We start from the raw sequence: 16,443 nt of genomic DNA, 5'->3' as shown, positions 1-16,443 counted from the left end.
AGACTCCGCGCAGCGATATGTTCAGGCCAGGGAGGAAGTCACGATGAGTGAACGCATTCAGCGCACGGTTCGCGACCTGCGCCGCGGCAGCAGGTCCGCCGTGCTGCGCCGGCTGTACTTCGAGGGCCCGCTGAGCAGACAGGAGCTCGGCCCGGCCACCGGCCTCAGCTCCGGCTCGATCACCAACGTCGTCGGCGAACTCCTCGCGGACGGCCTCGTCGAGGAGGCCGGCTCCGTCGGCTCGGACGGCGGCCGCCCCCGCACCCTGCTGCGCGTCGCGCCCCGCGGCGGCTCCCTCATCGGCGTGGACGTGGGCGAGACCCGCGTCCGGGTCGCCCTCTTCGACCTGACCTTGCGCGAGATATCCCGCACGGACCGCCCTCTGGCCGACCCCGCCGCCGAAGGCGAGCGGTACCGCCCGGGACCCGAACGCGCCCCCGACGTCGGCCTCGTCGTCCAACTCGTCCTCGACGGCCTCTCCACCGTGCTCCGCGAGGCGCCGGCCGGCGCGGGGGCGGTGCTCGGCGCGGGCATCGGCGTGCCCGGCATCGTCGCGTACGAGACCGGCGGCGCACCCGGCGCGTACGAGACCGGGGCCGCCCCCGGCACACCCGGCCGCCCGCGCGGTGGCGCCGTCGTCCACGGCCAGGCCACGGGCTGGGACGCGGTCCCCCTCGAAGCGCTGCTGCGCCGCTCCACGGACCTCCCGCTGCACATCGCCAACGGCGCGCAGACCCTCGGCCAGGCCGAACTGTGGTTCGGCGCGGGCCGCGGGGCCCGGAACGCCGTCATCGCGCTGCTCGGTTCGGGCGTCGGCGCCTGCGTGGTGGCGGACGGCAGCCCGTACACCGGCGCGACCAGCGGCGCGGGGGAGTGGGGGCACACGACGCTCCAGGTCGGCGGGCGGCGCTGCCGGTGCGGCGCGCGCGGCTGCCTGGAGGCGTACGCCGGGGCCGCCGCGATCCTGGACCGCTGGCGGGAGGCGGGCGGCGGGCCGCCCGGCGGCTACGGCCGGCACACCGAGGAGAGCGCGCTGGCCGAACTGCTCGCCGCCGCGGACGCCGGCGACCTCACCGCCGTCCGGCTGCTCGAAGAGACCGCCGAATACCTCGGCGCGGGCATCGCCGACCTGGTCAACCTCTTCAACCCCGAGCGCATCGTGCTCGGCGGCTGGGCCGGGCTGCTCCTCGGCCCCCGGCTGCTGCCCGACGTGCGGGCGGCGGCCGCCGCCCATGCCCTGCGCCACCCCTACGCCCGCGCCACCATCGAACTCGGCCGGGCCGGCCCCGACGCCGTCACCAAAGGAGCCGCTACGCTCCCCCTCGCGCGCCTTCTCGCGACCGGCGGCTCCCCCCGGGGTCCGATTGTCGGAGCCTGCCGATAACGTTCCGGTAGAAACAGCGATCGGGGAGGCACTCGGTGACATCGGTGGCATCGGTGACAAACGCGCCTGAGGCGGTCACCTGCGGAGAGGCGATGCTGCTCATGCTCGCAGAGCCGGGCATACCGCTGGAGCAAGCCATACGGTTCCGGCGTTCCGTCGCGGGCGCCGAGTCCAACGTGGCGACCGGCCTGGCCCGGCTCGGGCACCGCACGCGGTGGCTCGGCCGGCTCGGCGCGGACCCGGCGGGCGAGGCGGTCCTGCGCGAACTGCGCGCCGACGGCGTCGACGTCGGCCACGTGGACCTGGACGAGACGGCCCCCACGGGCATGCTGCTGCGCGACAGCCATCCGCAGCGCGCCATCGACGTGCAGTACTACCGCGCCGGCTCGGCCGCCTCCCATCTCGCCCCCGAGCACATACGGCCCGAGGCGCTGGAAGGCGCCCGGCTGGTGCACATATCCGGCATCACCCCGATGCTCTCGCCATCCGCCGCGGCCGCCACCCAGCGGCTCATCGAACTCGCCCGCGCCGCGGGCTCCCTGGTCTCCTTCGACCCCAACGTGCGGCGCAAACTGGGCGGCGCCGCCCAGTGGGCGCAGATCGTCGGGCCGCTGCTGGCCGAGGCCGACCTCGTGCTCGCCGGCGACGACGAGTTGGAGACGCTCACCGGCCGGTCCGCCGACGAGGCCGCCGCCGAACTGCTGGCAGGCCGGGCCCGTACGGTCGTGATCAAGCGCGCCGACCACTCCGCCACCGCCCTGACCGCCGGGGGCCGCTGGGACCAGCCGCCCTTCGACGTGCCCGTCAGCGACCCGGTGGGCGCGGGCGACGCCTTCGCCGCCGGCTACCTCTCCGGCGTGCTGCGCGGGCTCCCCGAGCCCGGCGCGCTCGCCGAGGCCGCCTGCGTGGCCGCGCTCTGCGTGCAGACCCCCACCGACACGGAGGGGCTGCCCACCGCGGCCGCCCGGGACCGGGCGCTCGCCGCCTTCGCCGACGGCACGGACGCCGTGCACCGCTGACCGCTGACTATCGACCGCTGACCGTGCCACCGCGGGCGACCATCACCGGCCGCCGCGGGCACCCAGATCAAGAAGGGCGGCGAACTGCCGTGTACCGCTGGGAGATCACCCGGATCGCGCTCGCGCAACGGGTCTTCGCCATCATCCGCAGTGACAGCTACGACCACGCGACGGCGACGGCCGACACGCTGCTCTCCGCGGGCGTCACCAGCCTGGAGATCTCGCTGACGACACCGTTCGCGCTGGAGTCCATCACCACTCTGACCCGCGAGGTCGACGACGACGTGATGATCGGCGCGGGCACGGTGCTGGACGCGCCGGCCGCCCGTATGGCCATCGACGCCGGGGCCCGCTTCCTGGTCTCCCCGGGCCTGGACGCCGAGGTCATCCGCACCGGTCACCGGTACGGCATCCCCGTCTTCCCGGGCGTCGCCACGCCCACGGAGATCATCAGCGCCCTGGAGCTGGGCGCGGACGCGCTCAAGCTCTTCCCCGCCTCCGGCTACGGCCCGGGCTGGATCAAGGACGTACGGGCCGCGCTGCCGCAGGCCGCGCTGCTGCCCACCGGCGGCGTCACCCTGGAGAACGCACCGGAGTGGATCGCGGCCGGGGCCGTGGCCTGCGGCATGGGCAGCGCTCTCTCCGAAGGCGACCGCGACGCCGTGGCCAAGCGCGCCTCGGACCTGCTGGCCCGTCTGGCTGACGTCGAGGTCCCGTAAGCGCGGGGCCCGGAGGGGCGGGACAGCGAACGACCGGGGCGGTGCCGAGGGGCTGCCCCGGCGCTCCCCGCCTGCCCCGACACCCCATCGGCCCGGGGCTCACCACGGCACGGGCTCGCCGTGGCGGTCCAGGAATCGCAGGCCGGGCGCGCCGGCCTGGGCTTCGAGCACGTCGACGACGGCCGGGACGCTCTCCTCGGGAGCGAGCGGCGCGTCGAAGCCGCCGAGACCGGTCCGGTTGTGGCCGGGGTCGACGAGCAGTTTGGTGTGGCCGTCGTCGGCGTGCCGGGTGGCGTAGCTGCGCATGAGCTGGTTGAGCGCGGCCTTGCTGGCCTTGTAGAGCTCGTAACCGTCCTCGGTGTTCCGCGAGATGCTGCCCTGCTCCGAGGACATGACCGCGACGGTGCCGCCGGGGACGACGAGCGGACGCAGGGTTTCCAGGGCGCGCAGCGGGCTCAGCGCGTTGGTGATCATGACCTCGGTGAACATGTCGGTCGGCACCTCGGTGATCGGCAGGTCGCCCCGGTCGATCGCGGCGTTGACGAAGAGCAGATCGAGCCGGTGGTCCGCGAGGCGCTCGCGCAGTGCGGCGAGCTGTTCCGGGCTGTTCATCTCCAGTGATTCGACCGTGAGCCGGCCGTTCGAGGCGTCGGCGTGCGCGCGCAGTTCGTCGCCGTCCTGGCGGGCCGTGGCGATGACGTGCCAGCCGCGGCGGGCGAGTTCGCCGACGAGGACGAGCCCCAGTCCTTTGGAGGCGCCGATGACGAGTGCTCGGCGGTCGGGCGTGGTGGACACATGCGCTCCTTCGTGGGGGCGTGTGGTGCGTGGTGACAGGTGCGAGAGGCGCGGGCGGCGGGAGAGGACCGGCGCGCGATTTAGAGTAGACGCGACGTAGCGTCTAGACAATATGCGAGGCCCTGCCCGCCGCCGGGTAGGGTGTTCCGCATGCCTGATACGAGGTCACAGCCCCGCAGACCGCGCTCCGGCAGCCGCCGCGACGAGGCCGCGCGGCTGGCTGTGCTGCACGCCGCGGACGATCTGCTCGACGAGCGCGGCTTCGGCGCCCTGACCGTCGAGGCGATCGCCCGCCGGGCCGGCGTCGCCAAGCAGACGATCTACCGCTGGTGGCCGTCGAAGGTCGAGATCCTTCTCGACACGCTCATCGCGGACAGCGAGAAGAGCCTCCCCGTGCCGGCCGAGCGGCCCACGGCCGAGACCGTCCGCGACTACCTGCGCGGCTACGCGCGATTCCTCGCCGACGACCCCGCCGGCAAGGTCCTGCTCGCCCTCTTCGCCGAGGCGCAGCACCACCCGGCCACCGCCGAGCGCTTCCACGAGCGCTACCTCGGCCCGCGCCGCGAGCAGGAGCGCGCCATGCTCGCGCACGTCATCGACGCCGGCGCGGTCGCGCCGAGCCTCGATGCCGACGCCGCCCTCGACGCGCTCCTCGGCCCGATCCTCTACCGCGCCCTGACCGGCACGAACACGCCCGACGACACCGTCGACACCCTCTTCGAGACCCTGCTCCGGCCCCGTACGACATGAGCGGCGGGCCGCCGCACGGCGGCTGAGGACCGTACGGCGGTTCAGGCCCGTACGCCAACTGAGGCCCGTACGACGGCTGAAGGGGCCCGTACCGCTCCGGCGAATGGTCCGTGCGGCGGCCGACGGGCCCGGCGGGCCGCTACGCGGCGCTGTCCCGCGCGAACTCCTCCGCTACCGAGATCGCCGTGCGGACCAGTGCCGCCGTGGACGTCGAGCGGGACTGCTGGGGCCAGGCGACGCTGAGGACCACGGGCGGGGCGTCGGGGACCGGCCGGTAGACGACGCCGGGGCGCGGGTAGCGGCCGGCGATGGAGGCGGGCAGCAGCGGGGTGGGGCCGCCCAGGGCCACGAGTGTGAGCAGTTGGGCGAGGTCGCGGGCCGCGGCGCGGGTCTCGTGGATGAAACCGGGCAGCTCCTCGGGGAGCAGCCCGAGTTCGGCGAGGGTCAGGTGGTCCTGGTCCGCGAGCGGGTGGCCGGCGGCGATGGCCGCGACGCACGGTTCGGCGGTCAGCGCCTCGGAGTCCAGGCCCGTACGGTCGAACGGCTCGTGGACCAGGGCCGCGTCGGCCTCCCCGCGGCGCAGCAGATCGGCCTGTTCGTGCCAGCCGCACAGCCGGACGGCGACCGGCACGGCCTCCGGCTCCGCCGCGAAGCGGGTCAGGATCGGTTCCAGCAGCCCCCCGTCACCGTCGGCTTTGACGGCCAGGATCAGCTTGTGCTCCGTGGCCGCTGCCCGCTGGGTCCGGCGTTCGGCGGCCTGGAGGGCGTCCAGGGCGATCCGCGCCTCCGTCAGCAGCACCGTGCCGGCCGGCGTCAGCGCCACGCGGTGGGTGTCCCGCTCGAAGAGCGTGACGCCCATCTCCGTCTCCAGCCGGCGGATCGCGCGGGACAGGGGCGGCGGGGAGATGCCGAGCCGCTCGGCGGCGCGGGCGAAGTTCAGCTCCTCGGCGACGGCGACGAAGTAGCGCAGCGGTCGGGACTCCACGCTCCCTCCCTCCTGTTCGGCCTACCTGGTACGTACCTGGTACGGCGGCGGCGACACCGTATTACCCGGAGGGTAACAAGAGGGAGCGGAGAGGACCTTCAGTTCGGCCCGCCCGTACGACAAGCTCGACGACATCCCGCCGCCCCGTCCCGTACGGGCGTGGGCACGGGCGATCCAGCAGCGCCGGCGCTCCGCGCCCCCGGCGCCCCTGGCGGCTTCCCGCACCCTTCAGTGGAGTACTTCATGATCGTCGTCACCACCCCGACCGGCCAGATCGGCCGGGAGGTCCTCGACCGCCTCCTCGCCCTCCGTCTCGACGCCGGAGGCTGCGCGCCCGCCGCCGGCGGCGCGAACGGCGCGACAGGCATCCGGGTGATCGTCCGAGACCCCGCCCGCCTCCCCGCCCGTGTGCGCGAGAACGTCGAGGTCGTCCAGGGCTCGCACGCCGACCCCGGCGCCCTGAAAGAGGCGTGCGAGGGCGCCGACCGGATGTTCTGGCTGGTGCCCCCGACGCCGCAGGCGCCCAGCGTGGCGGGCCACTTCCGCGACTTCACCGAGCCCCTGCGCGAGGTGACCGGCGCCGCGGGCGTCCGCAGGATCGTCGGTGTCTCCACCCTGGGCCGCGGCACGGCGAAGAACGCCGGCATCATCTCCGCCTCGCTCGCCATGGACGAGGCGATCGCGGAGATGGACGTGCACTATCGGGCGCTCTGCGCCCCGTTCCTCAGGGAGAACCTGCTGGGCCAGGCCGCGTTGATCCGCGACGCGGGCCTGGTCGCCCTGCCGGGGAACGGCGTCCTGCGCACCTGCGCCACCAGCGACGTCGCCGCCACGGCGGTCCGGCTCCTCCGCGACGACTCCTGGACCGGGTTCGAGGACGTACCGCTGGCCGGCCCTGACGACCTGTCACCCGAGGACATGGTCCGGATCGTCGCCGAGGTGCTGGGCCGGCCACTACGCCTCCAGCCGGTCGACGGCGCGCGGTACCGGGCCATGCTGCTGGGCGCCGGGGCGAGCGAGGACTGGGCGCGCGGCGCCGGCGACATGATGACGGCCCTGAACGAGCAGGGCTTCTACGGCGCCGCCCAGCCGGCCACCCCCGACACCACGCCGACCGGCTTCCGCCAGTGGTGCGAGGAGGTGCTCAAGCCGGCCGTCCTCGGCTGACGGCTTCGTACAAGCCTTTCCGGGCGGCTCGGGCGGCTCGGGCGGCTCGGGCGGCTCGGGCGGCTCGGGCGGCTCGGGCGGCTCGGGCAGTTCGGCTCGTGCGGCTCGGTGGGGCTCACGTGGCTCCGGCTGCCCGGGGGCCCAGTCGCGTCGAAGTATGCGGAACTGCCTCTCCCAGATGTGCTGTTGAGGAAATAGGGGGAACGATCGAGATTCGTCCGGTCGTTCCCCCGGTGATATCCCGTCGAATGGGGGTCCACGTGACAACCGAAGCGTTCGAGATCATCGACCTGTCGGCGATGGGGGAGGACTTCGTACGGAATCCGTACCCCGTCTACGCCCAACTGCGCGAGCGCGGCCCGGTGCACCGCGTGCGGCTCGTCGACGACATCCCGGCCTGGCTCGTCGTCGGCTATGACGAGGTGCGCGCCGTGCTGGGCGACGACCGCCTCTCCAAGTGGCTGGGCAACGCCTCCGACAGCGCCAACATCGGCTTCGAGCCGCTCGGCTCCCACATGCTCAACACCGACCCCCCGGACCACACCAGGCTGCGCAAGCTCGTGGTACGGACGTTCACGCCGCGGCGCGTGGCGGCGATGGAGCCGCGCGTACAGCGGCTCACCGACGAACTCCTCGACGCGATGCTGGCCGACGGCGCGCGCGGCGCGGACCTCGTCGACGCGCTCTCCTTCCCGCTGCCCATGAGCGTCATCTGCGAGCTGCTGGGCGTGCCCTACGAGGACCGTGACGAGTTCCGTACGTGGTCGAACTTCGTGGTCGGGCCCGCGCCGTACGCGGAGAAGATGGCGGCGATGGACGAGGTCCGCTCCTACCTCGACCAACTGATCGTCAAGAAGCGCGACGAGAGCGGCGACGACCTGCTGAGCGCCCTGATCCGCACCATCGACGAGGACGGGGACCGGCTCTCCCACGAGGAACTCCTCGCCATGGCCTGGCTGCTCCTGGTCGCGGGGCACGAGACCACCGTCAACCTGATCTCGAACGGAGTCCTCGCCCTGCTCCGCCACCCCGATCAACTGGCGGACCTGCGCGCCGACTTCTCGCTCCTCGACAACGCCGTCGAGGAGATGCTGCGCTACGACGGCCCGGTCGAGACCTCCACGTTCCGCTTCACCAAGGAGCCCGTGGAGATCGGCGGCACCCTGATACCGGGCGGCGGCGAGGTCGTCCTGGCCACGATCGCCGACGCCGACACCGATCCCGCGCGCTTCGCCGAACCCCGGCGGTTCGACATCCACCGTGACGCGCGCGGCCATCTCGCCTTCGGCCACGGCATCCACTACTGCCTCGGCGCCCCGCTCGCCCGGCTGGAGGCCCGCGTCGCCATCCGCTCGCTCCTGGAGCGCTGCCCCGACCTCGCGCTCGACGCCCACCCGGCCGCGCTGGCCTACCGCGAGGGCATGCTCATCCGGGGGCCGTACCGACTGCCCGTCAGCTTCTGACCGCGGGGCCCCGGTCGGTCGGTGAGCCTCTGAGCGACGGGGGTCCGGCCGGCCGGTGAGCCCGCGCCACGGGCGCCACGTCGGCCGGCCGGGCGCCGCGTCACGGACGGCGTACGGGCCTCACGGACGGCGTACGGGCCTCACGGACGGTGTACGGTCTCACGGACGGCGTACGGCCTCACGGACGGCGTACGGCCTCACGGACGGTGTACGGGCCTCAGTGCACGCGCACGGTCTGCGCGGGCGAGGCGGGGCCGGGCTTCGGGTGCTTGTCGTGGGGGCCGGAGAGGACGTAGAGCACGCCCCTGAACTGGAACATTCCGCGGTGCCGGGCCGTGAGGCGGGCGTCGACCCGGGCGCGGTGCGCGGTGACCTTGCCGCACTTCACGGTCCGCCAGCGGCCGTGGTAGCCCTTGCGCCCCTGCACGCAGGCCCGCAGATACCGGCCCCGGCCGCCGCTCTCCGAGCCGCTGACGCGGACCCCGAACATGTGCCCCACCCGCACCATGTGCTGGGAGATCCGGATCTCGGTGCCGCTCTTGGCGAACGCCGGGGCGGCGGGGAGCGCCACCGCGAGGAGCGCGCCGAGCGCGCCCACGACGGCGAGGCGCACCGCGCGCCGATGTATGCCGTTCATCCAGCCAGTCCTTCCGTCCCGCCGCCGCCCGGGCCGGGGGCGGCCGCGGACGCGATCAGACGCGATCATTAGACACCGCGCCGCGCCGCCGCCCCAAGGAACGTCCGGGCGGCAGCCTCCCCACCTTATGTCCGGACAATCAGACCTCAGGACTTCCCGTCATCAGTTCATCCGGCTAGGCTCCCCGCGTGGCGAAGGACCGACCCCTCCAGTTCAGCGTGGACCGCAGCAGCCCGGTGCCGCTCTACTTCCAGCTCTCCCAGCAGCTCGAAGCGGCGATCGAGCGCGGTGAGCTGGCGCCCGGCAGCCTGCTCGGCAACGAGATCGAGCTGGCCGGCCGGCTCGGCCTCTCCCGGCCCACCGTCCGGCAGGCCATCCAGTCGCTGGTCGACAAGGGGCTTCTCGTCCGCCGCCGCGGCGTCGGCACCCAGGTCGTGCACAGCCAGGTCAAGCGCCCGCTGGAGCTGAGCAGCCTCTACGACGATCTCGAAGCGGCCGGCCAGCGGCCCGCGACCCGGGTGCTGCGTCACACCGCCGAGCCCGCCGGCGCGGAGGCCGCGGCGGCCCTCGGCGTCCCCGAGGGCGCCGAGGTCGTGCTCGTCGAGCGGCTGCGCCTCGCCCACGGCGAACCCATGGCCCACCTGCGCAACCACCTGCCCGCCGGGCTGCTCGACCTCGACGGCGGCGCGCTGGAGGAGACCGGTCTCTACCGCCTCATGCGCGCCGCCGGCATCACGCTGCACAGCGCCCGCCAGTCGGTCGGGGCCCGCGCCGCCACCGCCGAGGAGGGCGAGCGGCTGGCCGAGCCGGTGGGCGCGCCGCTGCTGACGATGGAGCGTACGACCTTCGACGACACGGGGCGGGCGGTCGAGTTCGGCTCGCACGTCTACCGCGCCTCGCGCTACGCCTTCGAGTTCCAACTGCTCGTACGGCCGTGAGCGCCGACCGCGCCGCAGCCGCACCCGAGCCCGTACGGCCGTGAGCGCGCCGGCCCGCGCCCGTAGCCGTACCCGAACTCGTACATCGCGGCGGTCAGAATGTTCTGACAAAGTCTTGACGCGGCGCTCCGCGCGCCGTTAGAACACCCGCAGGACCCGCTGGGGCCCCGGCGAGCAGTGGTAACGGATACTTGTGCGGCCGGGCCCGATCCTCTACGGGCCCGGCCGCACCGTGACAGACAGTGAGAAGGGCAAGTCCTCGTGGCAAGGGTTCGGACAGGGGTACGTGCGTGCAGCGCCGTGCTGGCAGCGGTGCTCGGCGCGACCCTGGCAGGGTGCAGCGCTACGGGCGGCAAGCGGGCGGAGGAGCGGGCCGCGAAGGCCGCCCAGGGACGGGCCGCCGTGGACACGCCGCGCTGGACCTTCGCGATGGTCACCCACTCGGGCGACGGCGACACCTTCTGGGACATCGTGCAGAACGGCGCCAAGCAGGCCGCCGCCAAGGACAACATCAAGTTCCTCTACTCGCACAACAAAGAGGCGAACCAGCAGGCCCAGCTCGTGCAGGCCGCCATCGACCAGAAGGTCGACGGGCTGATCGTCACCCTCGCCAAGCCCGACGCGCTCAAGGACGTCGTGGCCAAGGCCGAGAAGGCCGGCATCCCCGTGATCACCGTGAACTCCGGCTCCGAGGAGTCCAAGCGGTTCGGGGCGCTGACGCACATCGGCCAGGACGAGACGATCGCCGGCGAGGCGGTCGGCGAGGAGCTGAACGAGCGCGGCAAGAAGAAGGCCGTCTGCGTCCTGCACGAGCAGGGCAACGTCGGCCACGAGCAGCGCTGCGCGGGCGCGAAGAAGACGTTCAAGGGCGACCTCGCCAACCTCTACGTCGACGGCACCAACATGCCCGACGTCCAGGCGTCCATCGAGGCCAAGCTCCAGTCCGACAAGGACATCGACGCCGTCGTCACCCTCGGCGCGCCCTTCGCGCCCACCGCCGCCAAGGCCGCCGAGCAGGCCGGCAGCAAGGCCGAGATCGACACCTTCGACCTCAACGCCAAGGTCGCCCGGTCCCTCGCGGACGGCTCCCTCGGCTTCGCCGTCGACCAGCAGCCCTACCTCCAGGGGTACGAGGCCGTCGACGTGCTGTGGCTCTACAAGTACAACGCCGACGTGCTCGGCGGCGGCAAGCCGGTCCTCACCGGCCCCCAGATCATCACCAAGGACGACGCGGCCGACCTGGAGAAGTACACGAAGCGGGGGACCCGATGAGCGCCCCGTCGACCGGCACGCCGCAGGCCGCGGAGGGCGGCAGAGACGAGAGGCTGGTGCACCGCTCACTGGTGCGCCGCCTGATGGGCCGCCCCGAGCTGGGCTCGGTCGTCGGCGCGATCGCCGTCTTCGTCTTCTTCGCGTTCGTCGCCGACACCTTCCTGCGGGCGTCCAGCCTGAGCACCGTGCTGTACGCGTCCTCGACGATCGGCATCATGGCGGTGCCGGTGGCGCTGCTGATGATCGGCGGCGAGTTCGACCTGTCGACGGGCGTGATGGTCACCTCGTCGGCGCTGGTCTCGTCGATGTTCAGCTACCAGATGACGGCGAATGTCTGGGTCGGCGTCGGGGTGTCCCTGCTGGTCACCCTCGCCATCGGCTTCTTCAACGGCTTCATGCTCACCCGCACCAAGCTGCCCAGCTTCATCATCACGCTCGGCACCTTCCTGATGCTCACGGGCCTCAATCTGGGGTTCACCAAGCTGATCAGCGGCACGGTCTCCACCAAGACCATCGGCGACATGGAGGGCTTCTCCTCGGCCCGCGCCCTCTTCGCCTCGCACCTCTCGCTGGGCGACGTCGACCTCCAGGTCACCATCGTGTGGTGGCTCGCCCTGGTGGCCCTGGCCACCTGGGTGCTGCTGCGCACCCGCGTCGGCAACTGGATCTTCGCGGTGGGCGGCGGCGCGGACGCGGCCCGCGCGGTCGGCGTCCCCGTCAACCGCACCAAGATCGGCCTGTATATGGCGGTCGCCTTCGCCGCCTGGATCTCCGGCCAGCACCTGCTCTTCTCCTACGACGTGGTGCAGTCCGGCGAGGGCGTCGGCAACGAGTTCCTCTACATCATCGCGGCCGTCATCGGCGGCTGCCTGATGACCGGCGGCTACGGCTCGGCCATCGGCTCCGCGGTCGGCGCGTTCATCTTCGGCATGACCAGCAAGGGCATCGTGTACGCGCAGTGGAACCCGGACTGGTTCAAGTTCTTCCTCGGAGGGATGCTCCTCCTGGCGACCCTGCTCAACGCGTGGGTCCGCAAGCGCGCGGAGGCGAGCAAGTGACGGCCCTCGTCGAGCTGACCGACGTCAGCAAGTTCTACGGGAACATCCGGGCCCTGGAAGGGGTCTCCCTGGAGGTCCACGCGGGCGAGATCACCTGCGTGCTCGGCGACAACGGGGCCGGCAAGTCCACCCTCATCAAGATCATCGCGGGGCTGCACCGGCACGACGCCGGCACCTTCGAGATCGAGGGCGAACCGGCCGCCCTCGGCTCCCCGCGCGAGGCCCTGGACCGCGGCATCGCCACCGTCTACCAGGACCTCGCCGTCGTCCCCCTGATGCCGGTCTGGCGGAACTTCTTCCTCGGCTCCGAGCCCACCAAGGGCGCCGGACCCTTCAAGCGGCTCGACGTCCGGCGGATGCGCGAGACGACCCGCGCCGAGCTGCTGCGCATGGGCATCGACCTGCGCGACGTCGACCAGCCGATCGGCACGCTCTCCGGCGGCGAGCGGCAGTGCGTGGCCATCGCCCGCGCCGTCTACTTCGGCGCCAAGGTGCTCGTACTCGACGAGCCCACCGCGGCGCTCGGCGTCAAGCAGTCCGGGGTGGTCCTCAAGTACGTCGCCGCCGCCCGCGACGCCGGTCTCGGCGTGGTCCTCATCACGCACAACCCGCACCACGCCTACCTCGTCGGCGACCGGTTCGTGCTGCTCAAGCGCGGGGCGATGGCCGGCAGCCACGCCAAGTCCGAGATCGCTCTGGACGAGCTGACCCGGCAGATGGCGGGCGGCAGCGAGCTGGAGCAGCTCAGCCACGAACTGGCGCGGGCGCCGGGCCCGGACGTCATCGGCGGGCGCGCGGTGGAGGAGCCGGACGAGGGCCTGGCCGACGAGGTGACCGAAGGGACGGGCGCGGCCGGGAAGCCCTCCGGGGAAGCGGCCGACAAGGGCGGCGAGGGGCCCTCGGGCGCCCCCGCGGCGGACCGCCCGCGGGACTGAGGGCGCGCCGCGCACCACGGGTGAGGCACAATCGGCGACGGCGGGCCGAGCCCGCCGCGCCCGACCGCAGGACCGAGGCGACGCGCCTCCCGAGACACCCGCAGGGACGACGACTCGTGCGACCACGCACCCCAGGCGAACGCACCGGCCGCGCGGTATGGGCAGTCCGTGCCGTACCCGCGGCCCGCACCGGGCGCGCACCCCGCGCCGTACGCGAAGGGGCCAGGCGATGAGCATGTACCGCGAACGGGTGCACCGGGGCTCGGCCCGGGCGACCGTCCTCAAGACCGTGGGAACCCGCGAGCGGCGCTCGCACCTGACCGCGCCCCGGGTGCCCACCGTCGGCATCGACATCGGCGGCACCAAGGTGATGGCCGGGGTCGTCGACGCGGACGGCAACATCCTGGAGCAGGTCCGCACCGAGACCCCCGACAAGTCCAAGAGCCCCAAGGTCGTCGAGGACACCATCACGGAGCTGGTCCTGGACCTCTCCGACCGGCACGACGTGCACGCCGTCGGCATCGGGGCGGCCGGCTGGGTCGACGCGCACCGCTCCCGCGTCCTGTTCGCCCCCCACCTCTCCTGGCGCGACGAGCCGCTGCGCGACCGCCTCGCGGGCCGCCTCGCGGTCCCCGTCATGGTCGACAACGACGCCAACACCGCCGCCTGGGCCGAATGGCGGTTCGGCGCCGGCCGCGGCGAGGACCACCTCGTCATGATCACGCTCGGTACCGGCATCGGCGGCGCGATCCTGGAGGACGGCCAGGTCAAGCGCGGCAAGTACGGGGTCGCCGGCGAGTTCGGCCATATGCAGGTCGTCCCGGGCGGCCACCGCTGCCCGTGCGGCAACCGCGGCTGCTGGGAGCAGTACAGCTCCGGCAACGCCCTGGTCCGCGAGGCCCGCGAGCTGGCCGCCGCCGACTCCCCGGTCGCCCACACCATCATCGAGCGCGTCGGCGGCCACGTCCCCGAGATCACCGGGCCGCTCATCACCGAGCTGGCCCGCGAGGGCGACGCCATGTGCGTCGAACTGCTCCAGGACATCGGCCAGTGGCTCGGCGTCGGCATCGCCAACCTCGCCGCCGCCCTCGACCCCTCCTGCTTCGTCATCGGCGGCGGCGTCAGCGCCGCCGACGACCTGCTGATCGGCCCGGCCCGGGACGCCTTCCGCCGCCACCTCACCGGCCGCGGCTACCGGCCGGAGGCCCGTATCGTCAAGGCGCAGCTCGGCCCCGAGGCGGGCATGGTGGGCGCCGCCGACCTGGCCCGGCTCGTCGCCCGCCGCTTCCGGCGCGCCAACCGCCGCCGCGTGGAGCGCTACGAACGCGCCGGGGTCACGGTGCGGCTCGCGCCGCGCGGACAGGCGGGCCGCTGATGATCGCAGCCGACCGCACCGCCGCGCCCGACCCCCCGCACGACGCGGCGGGCGGCTCCACCGGCGGCCCCGCGGGCCCCGGCCGGCGCCCGCGGCGCCGCTGGCTCAAGCCCCTCATCGTCTTCCTGCTGATCACGATCCCGGCGGGCTACCTCTACATCTCGGCGATGCAGAGCCGCGGCGGCGGCGACGCCAAGCAGGAGCAGGCGGCCAGGAAGGGCCTGGAGGAGGGCTGGCCCTCCCGGCTCCAGCGCCGCGTCTACGGCGTGTGGATCCCGCCGTACTCCGCGGACGTGGCCAGCTATGAGACCAACTCCTGGAAGCACAGCTCGCTCTACCTCCAGTTCACGACCTCCGCCGAGGGCTTCGAGAGGTTCCTGAACAAGGTCGGCAGCGGGCCGGACGAGCTGGAGGCCGGCGAGGTCACCATCGACGACGACCAGGCCGACGAGGTCGGCTGGAAGTTCGAGGGCGACCACCACTGGACCGGCACCGTGCACACGCAGAAGAAGCCGCTCCCCACGCTCCAGATCACGGCGAACCTGGACGACCCGGAGCACCCGAGGGTGTTCACCGTCTCCACCAGCGCGCCGTGAACCGGTGGGGGCCGGCGCGAGTGCCGTACGCCCCCCGCCGCCGTGCCCCCGCCTCCTTGACGAAAGGTTTCTCCTCCCGTCGGCGGAACATGATCCATGATGATGACGGGACCGGAGCCTTCCGAGACGGCGGGGAGACGCCCGCGGAGCGGAGAACACCATGGACGGGCTCACCGAAGAGGAGAGCGCGATCGTCTCGCTGGTGGGCGAGTTCGTCGACCGTGAGGTGCGGCCGGTCGCGCGGGAACTCGACCACACCAACACCTACCCCGAGCGGCTCATCGAGCAGATGAAGGCGATGGGCGTCTTCGGCCTCGCGATCCCCGAGCCCTGGGGGGAGACGGCGGTCTCGGCGCAGTGCTACGCCGCCGTGACCGAGGAGCTGGCCCGCGGCTGGATGAGCCTGGCCGGTGCCATGGGCGGCCACACCGTCGTCGCCAAGCTGCTCACCGAGTTCGGCACCCCGGAGCAGCGGGACGCCTACCTGCCCCGGATGGCGACCGGCGAGATACGGGCGGCCATGGCGCTGACCGAGCCCGGCGGCGGCTCGGACCTCCAGGCCATCCGCACGGTCGCCCGCCGCGACGGCGAGCAGTACGTCGTGGACGGCTCGAAGACCTGGATCACCAACGCCCGCCGCTCCCGGCTCATCGCCCTGCTGTGCAAGACGGACCCCGCCGCGGCCCCGGCCCACCGGGGGATGAGCATCCTGCTGGTCGAGCCGGGCCCCGGCCTGCACATCTCCCGCGACCTGCCGAAACTCGGCTACAAGGGCGTCGAGAGCTGCGAGCTGTCCTTCGACGGCCTCCGGGTCCCGGCGGGCGCGCTGCTCGGCGGGCGGGAGGGCCGCGGGTTCGCGCAGATGATGCGCGGCCTGGAGATCGGCCGCATCCAGGTCGCGTGCCGCGCGCTCGGCGTCGGCCGGGCGGCGCTGGAGGACGCGCTGCGCTACGCCCAGGAGCGCGAGAGCTTCGGACAGCCGATCTGGCAGCACCAGTCGATCGGCAACTACCTGGCGGACATGGCCACCAAGCTGGAGGCCGCCCGGCAGCTCGTACGCTACGCCGCGCGCCGCTACGACTCCGGCGAACGGGCCGACATGGAGGCCGGGATGGCCAAGCTGTTCGCCTCGGAGACGGCGATGGAGGTCGCCCTCAACGCCGTCCGCATCCACGGGGGTTACGGCTACTCGACGGAGTTCGACGTCGAGCGCTACTTCCGGGACGCCCCGCTCATGATCGTCGGGGAGGGCACCAACGAGATCCAGCGCAACGTCATCGCCCGCCAACTGATCCAGCGCCACCGCGTCTGAGGGGGGCGTCACCGTGGTCGGCGGAGCGCCCCGCGTCC

General features: G+C 73.1%; 16 protein-coding genes. 13 read left to right on the top strand and 3 right to left on the bottom strand.

Annotated elements, in window-relative coordinates; all coding sequences use genetic code 11:
* Nucleotides 1–43: 43 nt before the first annotated feature.
* From IF55_RS20910 to IF55_RS20900, 3 genes are all read left to right on the top strand, one after another.
* Entirely contained in the window at nucleotides 44–1,384 is a 1,341-nt protein-coding gene (locus IF55_RS20910) for an ROK family transcriptional regulator (protein WP_030886128.1), read from the top strand.
* A 92-nt stretch (nucleotides 1,385–1,476) separates the two neighbouring features.
* The gene (locus IF55_RS20905; RefSeq protein WP_048832256.1) at nucleotides 1,477–2,403 is read left to right on the top strand and encodes a sugar kinase; all 927 of its coding nucleotides are present in this window, start codon (nucleotides 1,477–1,479) and stop codon (nucleotides 2,401–2,403) included.
* 89 nt (nucleotides 2,404–2,492) lie between these two features.
* Nucleotides 2,493–3,122, top strand: coding sequence for a bifunctional 4-hydroxy-2-oxoglutarate aldolase/2-dehydro-3-deoxy-phosphogluconate aldolase (locus tag IF55_RS20900; protein WP_030886131.1), 630 nt, complete (start codon nucleotides 2,493–2,495; stop codon nucleotides 3,120–3,122).
* Nucleotides 3,123–3,221: 99 nt separating this feature from the next.
* On the opposite strand, the gene IF55_RS20895 is transcribed toward IF55_RS20900, so the two are convergent.
* On the bottom strand, nucleotides 3,222–3,917 hold the full coding sequence (locus IF55_RS20895) for an SDR family NAD(P)-dependent oxidoreductase (RefSeq protein WP_030886133.1): 696 nt from the start codon (nucleotides 3,915–3,917) through the stop codon (nucleotides 3,222–3,224).
* Between the two features lie 150 nt (nucleotides 3,918–4,067).
* Here IF55_RS20895 and IF55_RS20890 point away from each other — a divergent pair, with 150 nt between their 5' ends.
* Nucleotides 4,068–4,667 (top strand): TetR/AcrR family transcriptional regulator, encoded by a 600-nt coding sequence (locus tag IF55_RS20890; protein WP_030886134.1) that lies wholly within the window; start codon nucleotides 4,068–4,070, stop codon nucleotides 4,665–4,667.
* A 139-nt stretch (nucleotides 4,668–4,806) separates the two neighbouring features.
* Here the strand turns inward: IF55_RS20890 and IF55_RS20885 are convergent, their stop codons facing one another.
* Nucleotides 4,807–5,652, bottom strand: a complete 846-nt coding sequence (locus tag IF55_RS20885) for a LysR family transcriptional regulator (RefSeq protein WP_030886137.1) — start codon at nucleotides 5,650–5,652, stop codon at nucleotides 4,807–4,809.
* Between the two features lie 243 nt (nucleotides 5,653–5,895).
* Here IF55_RS20885 and IF55_RS20880 point away from each other — a divergent pair, with 243 nt between their 5' ends.
* Both IF55_RS20880 and IF55_RS20875 read left to right on the top strand, forming a co-directional pair.
* A complete protein-coding gene (locus IF55_RS20880) occupies nucleotides 5,896–6,819 on the top strand; it encodes an NAD(P)H-binding protein (protein ID WP_030886139.1) in 924 nt (307 codons plus the stop codon).
* Nucleotides 6,820–7,067: 248 nt separating this feature from the next.
* Nucleotides 7,068–8,282 carry a cytochrome P450 family protein gene (locus IF55_RS20875; RefSeq protein WP_030886141.1) on the top strand — a complete coding sequence of 405 codons (1,215 nt, stop codon included), beginning with the start codon at nucleotides 7,068–7,070 and terminating at the stop codon, nucleotides 8,280–8,282.
* A gap of 217 nt (nucleotides 8,283–8,499) precedes the next feature.
* Here the strand turns inward: IF55_RS20875 and IF55_RS20870 are convergent, their stop codons facing one another.
* Nucleotides 8,500–8,919, bottom strand: a complete 420-nt coding sequence (locus IF55_RS20870; protein WP_048832255.1) for a hypothetical protein — start codon at nucleotides 8,917–8,919, stop codon at nucleotides 8,500–8,502.
* Nucleotides 8,920–9,137: 218 nt separating this feature from the next.
* Between IF55_RS20870 and IF55_RS20865 the strand changes: the two genes are divergently transcribed.
* From IF55_RS20865 to IF55_RS20835, 7 genes are all read left to right on the top strand, one after another.
* Complete coding sequence (locus tag IF55_RS20865; protein WP_030886149.1) at nucleotides 9,138–9,857, top strand: GntR family transcriptional regulator; 720 nt, start codon at nucleotides 9,138–9,140, stop codon at nucleotides 9,855–9,857.
* 261 nt (nucleotides 9,858–10,118) lie between these two features.
* Entirely contained in the window at nucleotides 10,119–11,129 is a 1,011-nt protein-coding gene (locus tag IF55_RS20860) for a sugar ABC transporter substrate-binding protein (protein ID WP_449657823.1), read from the top strand.
* Nucleotides 11,126–12,187: an ABC transporter permease gene (locus IF55_RS20855; RefSeq protein WP_030886154.1), complete on the top strand. Its 1,062-nt coding sequence runs from the start codon at nucleotides 11,126–11,128 to the stop codon at nucleotides 12,185–12,187. Before IF55_RS20860 ends, IF55_RS20855 begins: the two co-directional genes overlap by 4 nt.
* On the top strand, nucleotides 12,184–13,122 hold the full coding sequence (locus tag IF55_RS20850; RefSeq protein ID WP_245661280.1) for an ATP-binding cassette domain-containing protein: 939 nt from the start codon (nucleotides 12,184–12,186) through the stop codon (nucleotides 13,120–13,122). Before IF55_RS20855 ends, IF55_RS20850 begins: the two co-directional genes overlap by 4 nt.
* Nucleotides 13,123–13,351: 229 nt before the next feature.
* Nucleotides 13,352–14,497, top strand: a complete 1,146-nt coding sequence (locus IF55_RS20845; protein WP_030886161.1) for an ROK family glucokinase — start codon at nucleotides 13,352–13,354, stop codon at nucleotides 14,495–14,497.
* Complete coding sequence (locus IF55_RS20840; protein WP_030886166.1) at nucleotides 14,497–15,093, top strand: hypothetical protein; 597 nt, start codon at nucleotides 14,497–14,499, stop codon at nucleotides 15,091–15,093. Before IF55_RS20845 ends, IF55_RS20840 begins: the two co-directional genes overlap by 1 nt.
* 160 nt (nucleotides 15,094–15,253) lie before the next feature.
* Complete coding sequence (locus tag IF55_RS20835) at nucleotides 15,254–16,405, top strand: acyl-CoA dehydrogenase family protein (protein ID WP_030886169.1); 1,152 nt, start codon at nucleotides 15,254–15,256, stop codon at nucleotides 16,403–16,405.
* Nucleotides 16,406–16,443 lie beyond the last annotated feature (38 nt).

This window comes from Streptomyces varsoviensis, from assembly GCF_000718635.1.
Lineage (GTDB): Bacteria > Actinomycetota > Actinomycetes > Streptomycetales > Streptomycetaceae > Streptomyces > Streptomyces varsoviensis.
Note: the sequence above shows the minus strand (reverse complement) of the source record. Positions and strands in the feature narration are given on the sequence as shown.

Coding starts and splice junctions, on each gene's coding strand:
- IF55_RS20890 (WP_030886134.1), top strand. CDS start 4,068: ATGCCTGATACGAGGTCACAGCCCCGCAGACCGCGCTCCGGCAGCCGC.
- IF55_RS20855 (WP_030886154.1), top strand. CDS start 11,126: ATGAGCGCCCCGTCGACCGGCACGCCGCAGGCCGCGGAGGGCGGCAGA.
- IF55_RS20840 (WP_030886166.1), top strand. CDS start 14,497: ATGATCGCAGCCGACCGCACCGCCGCGCCCGACCCCCCGCACGACGCG.
- IF55_RS20835 (WP_030886169.1), top strand. CDS start 15,254: ATGGACGGGCTCACCGAAGAGGAGAGCGCGATCGTCTCGCTGGTGGGC.
- IF55_RS20870 (WP_048832255.1), bottom strand. CDS start 8,919: ATGAACGGCATACATCGGCGCGCGGTGCGCCTCGCCGTCGTGGGCGCG.
- IF55_RS20845 (WP_030886161.1), top strand. CDS start 13,352: ATGAGCATGTACCGCGAACGGGTGCACCGGGGCTCGGCCCGGGCGACC.
- IF55_RS20880 (WP_030886139.1), top strand. CDS start 5,896: ATGATCGTCGTCACCACCCCGACCGGCCAGATCGGCCGGGAGGTCCTC.
- IF55_RS20910 (WP_030886128.1), top strand. CDS start 44: ATGAGTGAACGCATTCAGCGCACGGTTCGCGACCTGCGCCGCGGCAGC.
- IF55_RS20875 (WP_030886141.1), top strand. CDS start 7,068: ATGGGGGTCCACGTGACAACCGAAGCGTTCGAGATCATCGACCTGTCG.
- IF55_RS20905 (WP_048832256.1), top strand. CDS start 1,477: ATGCTGCTCATGCTCGCAGAGCCGGGCATACCGCTGGAGCAAGCCATA.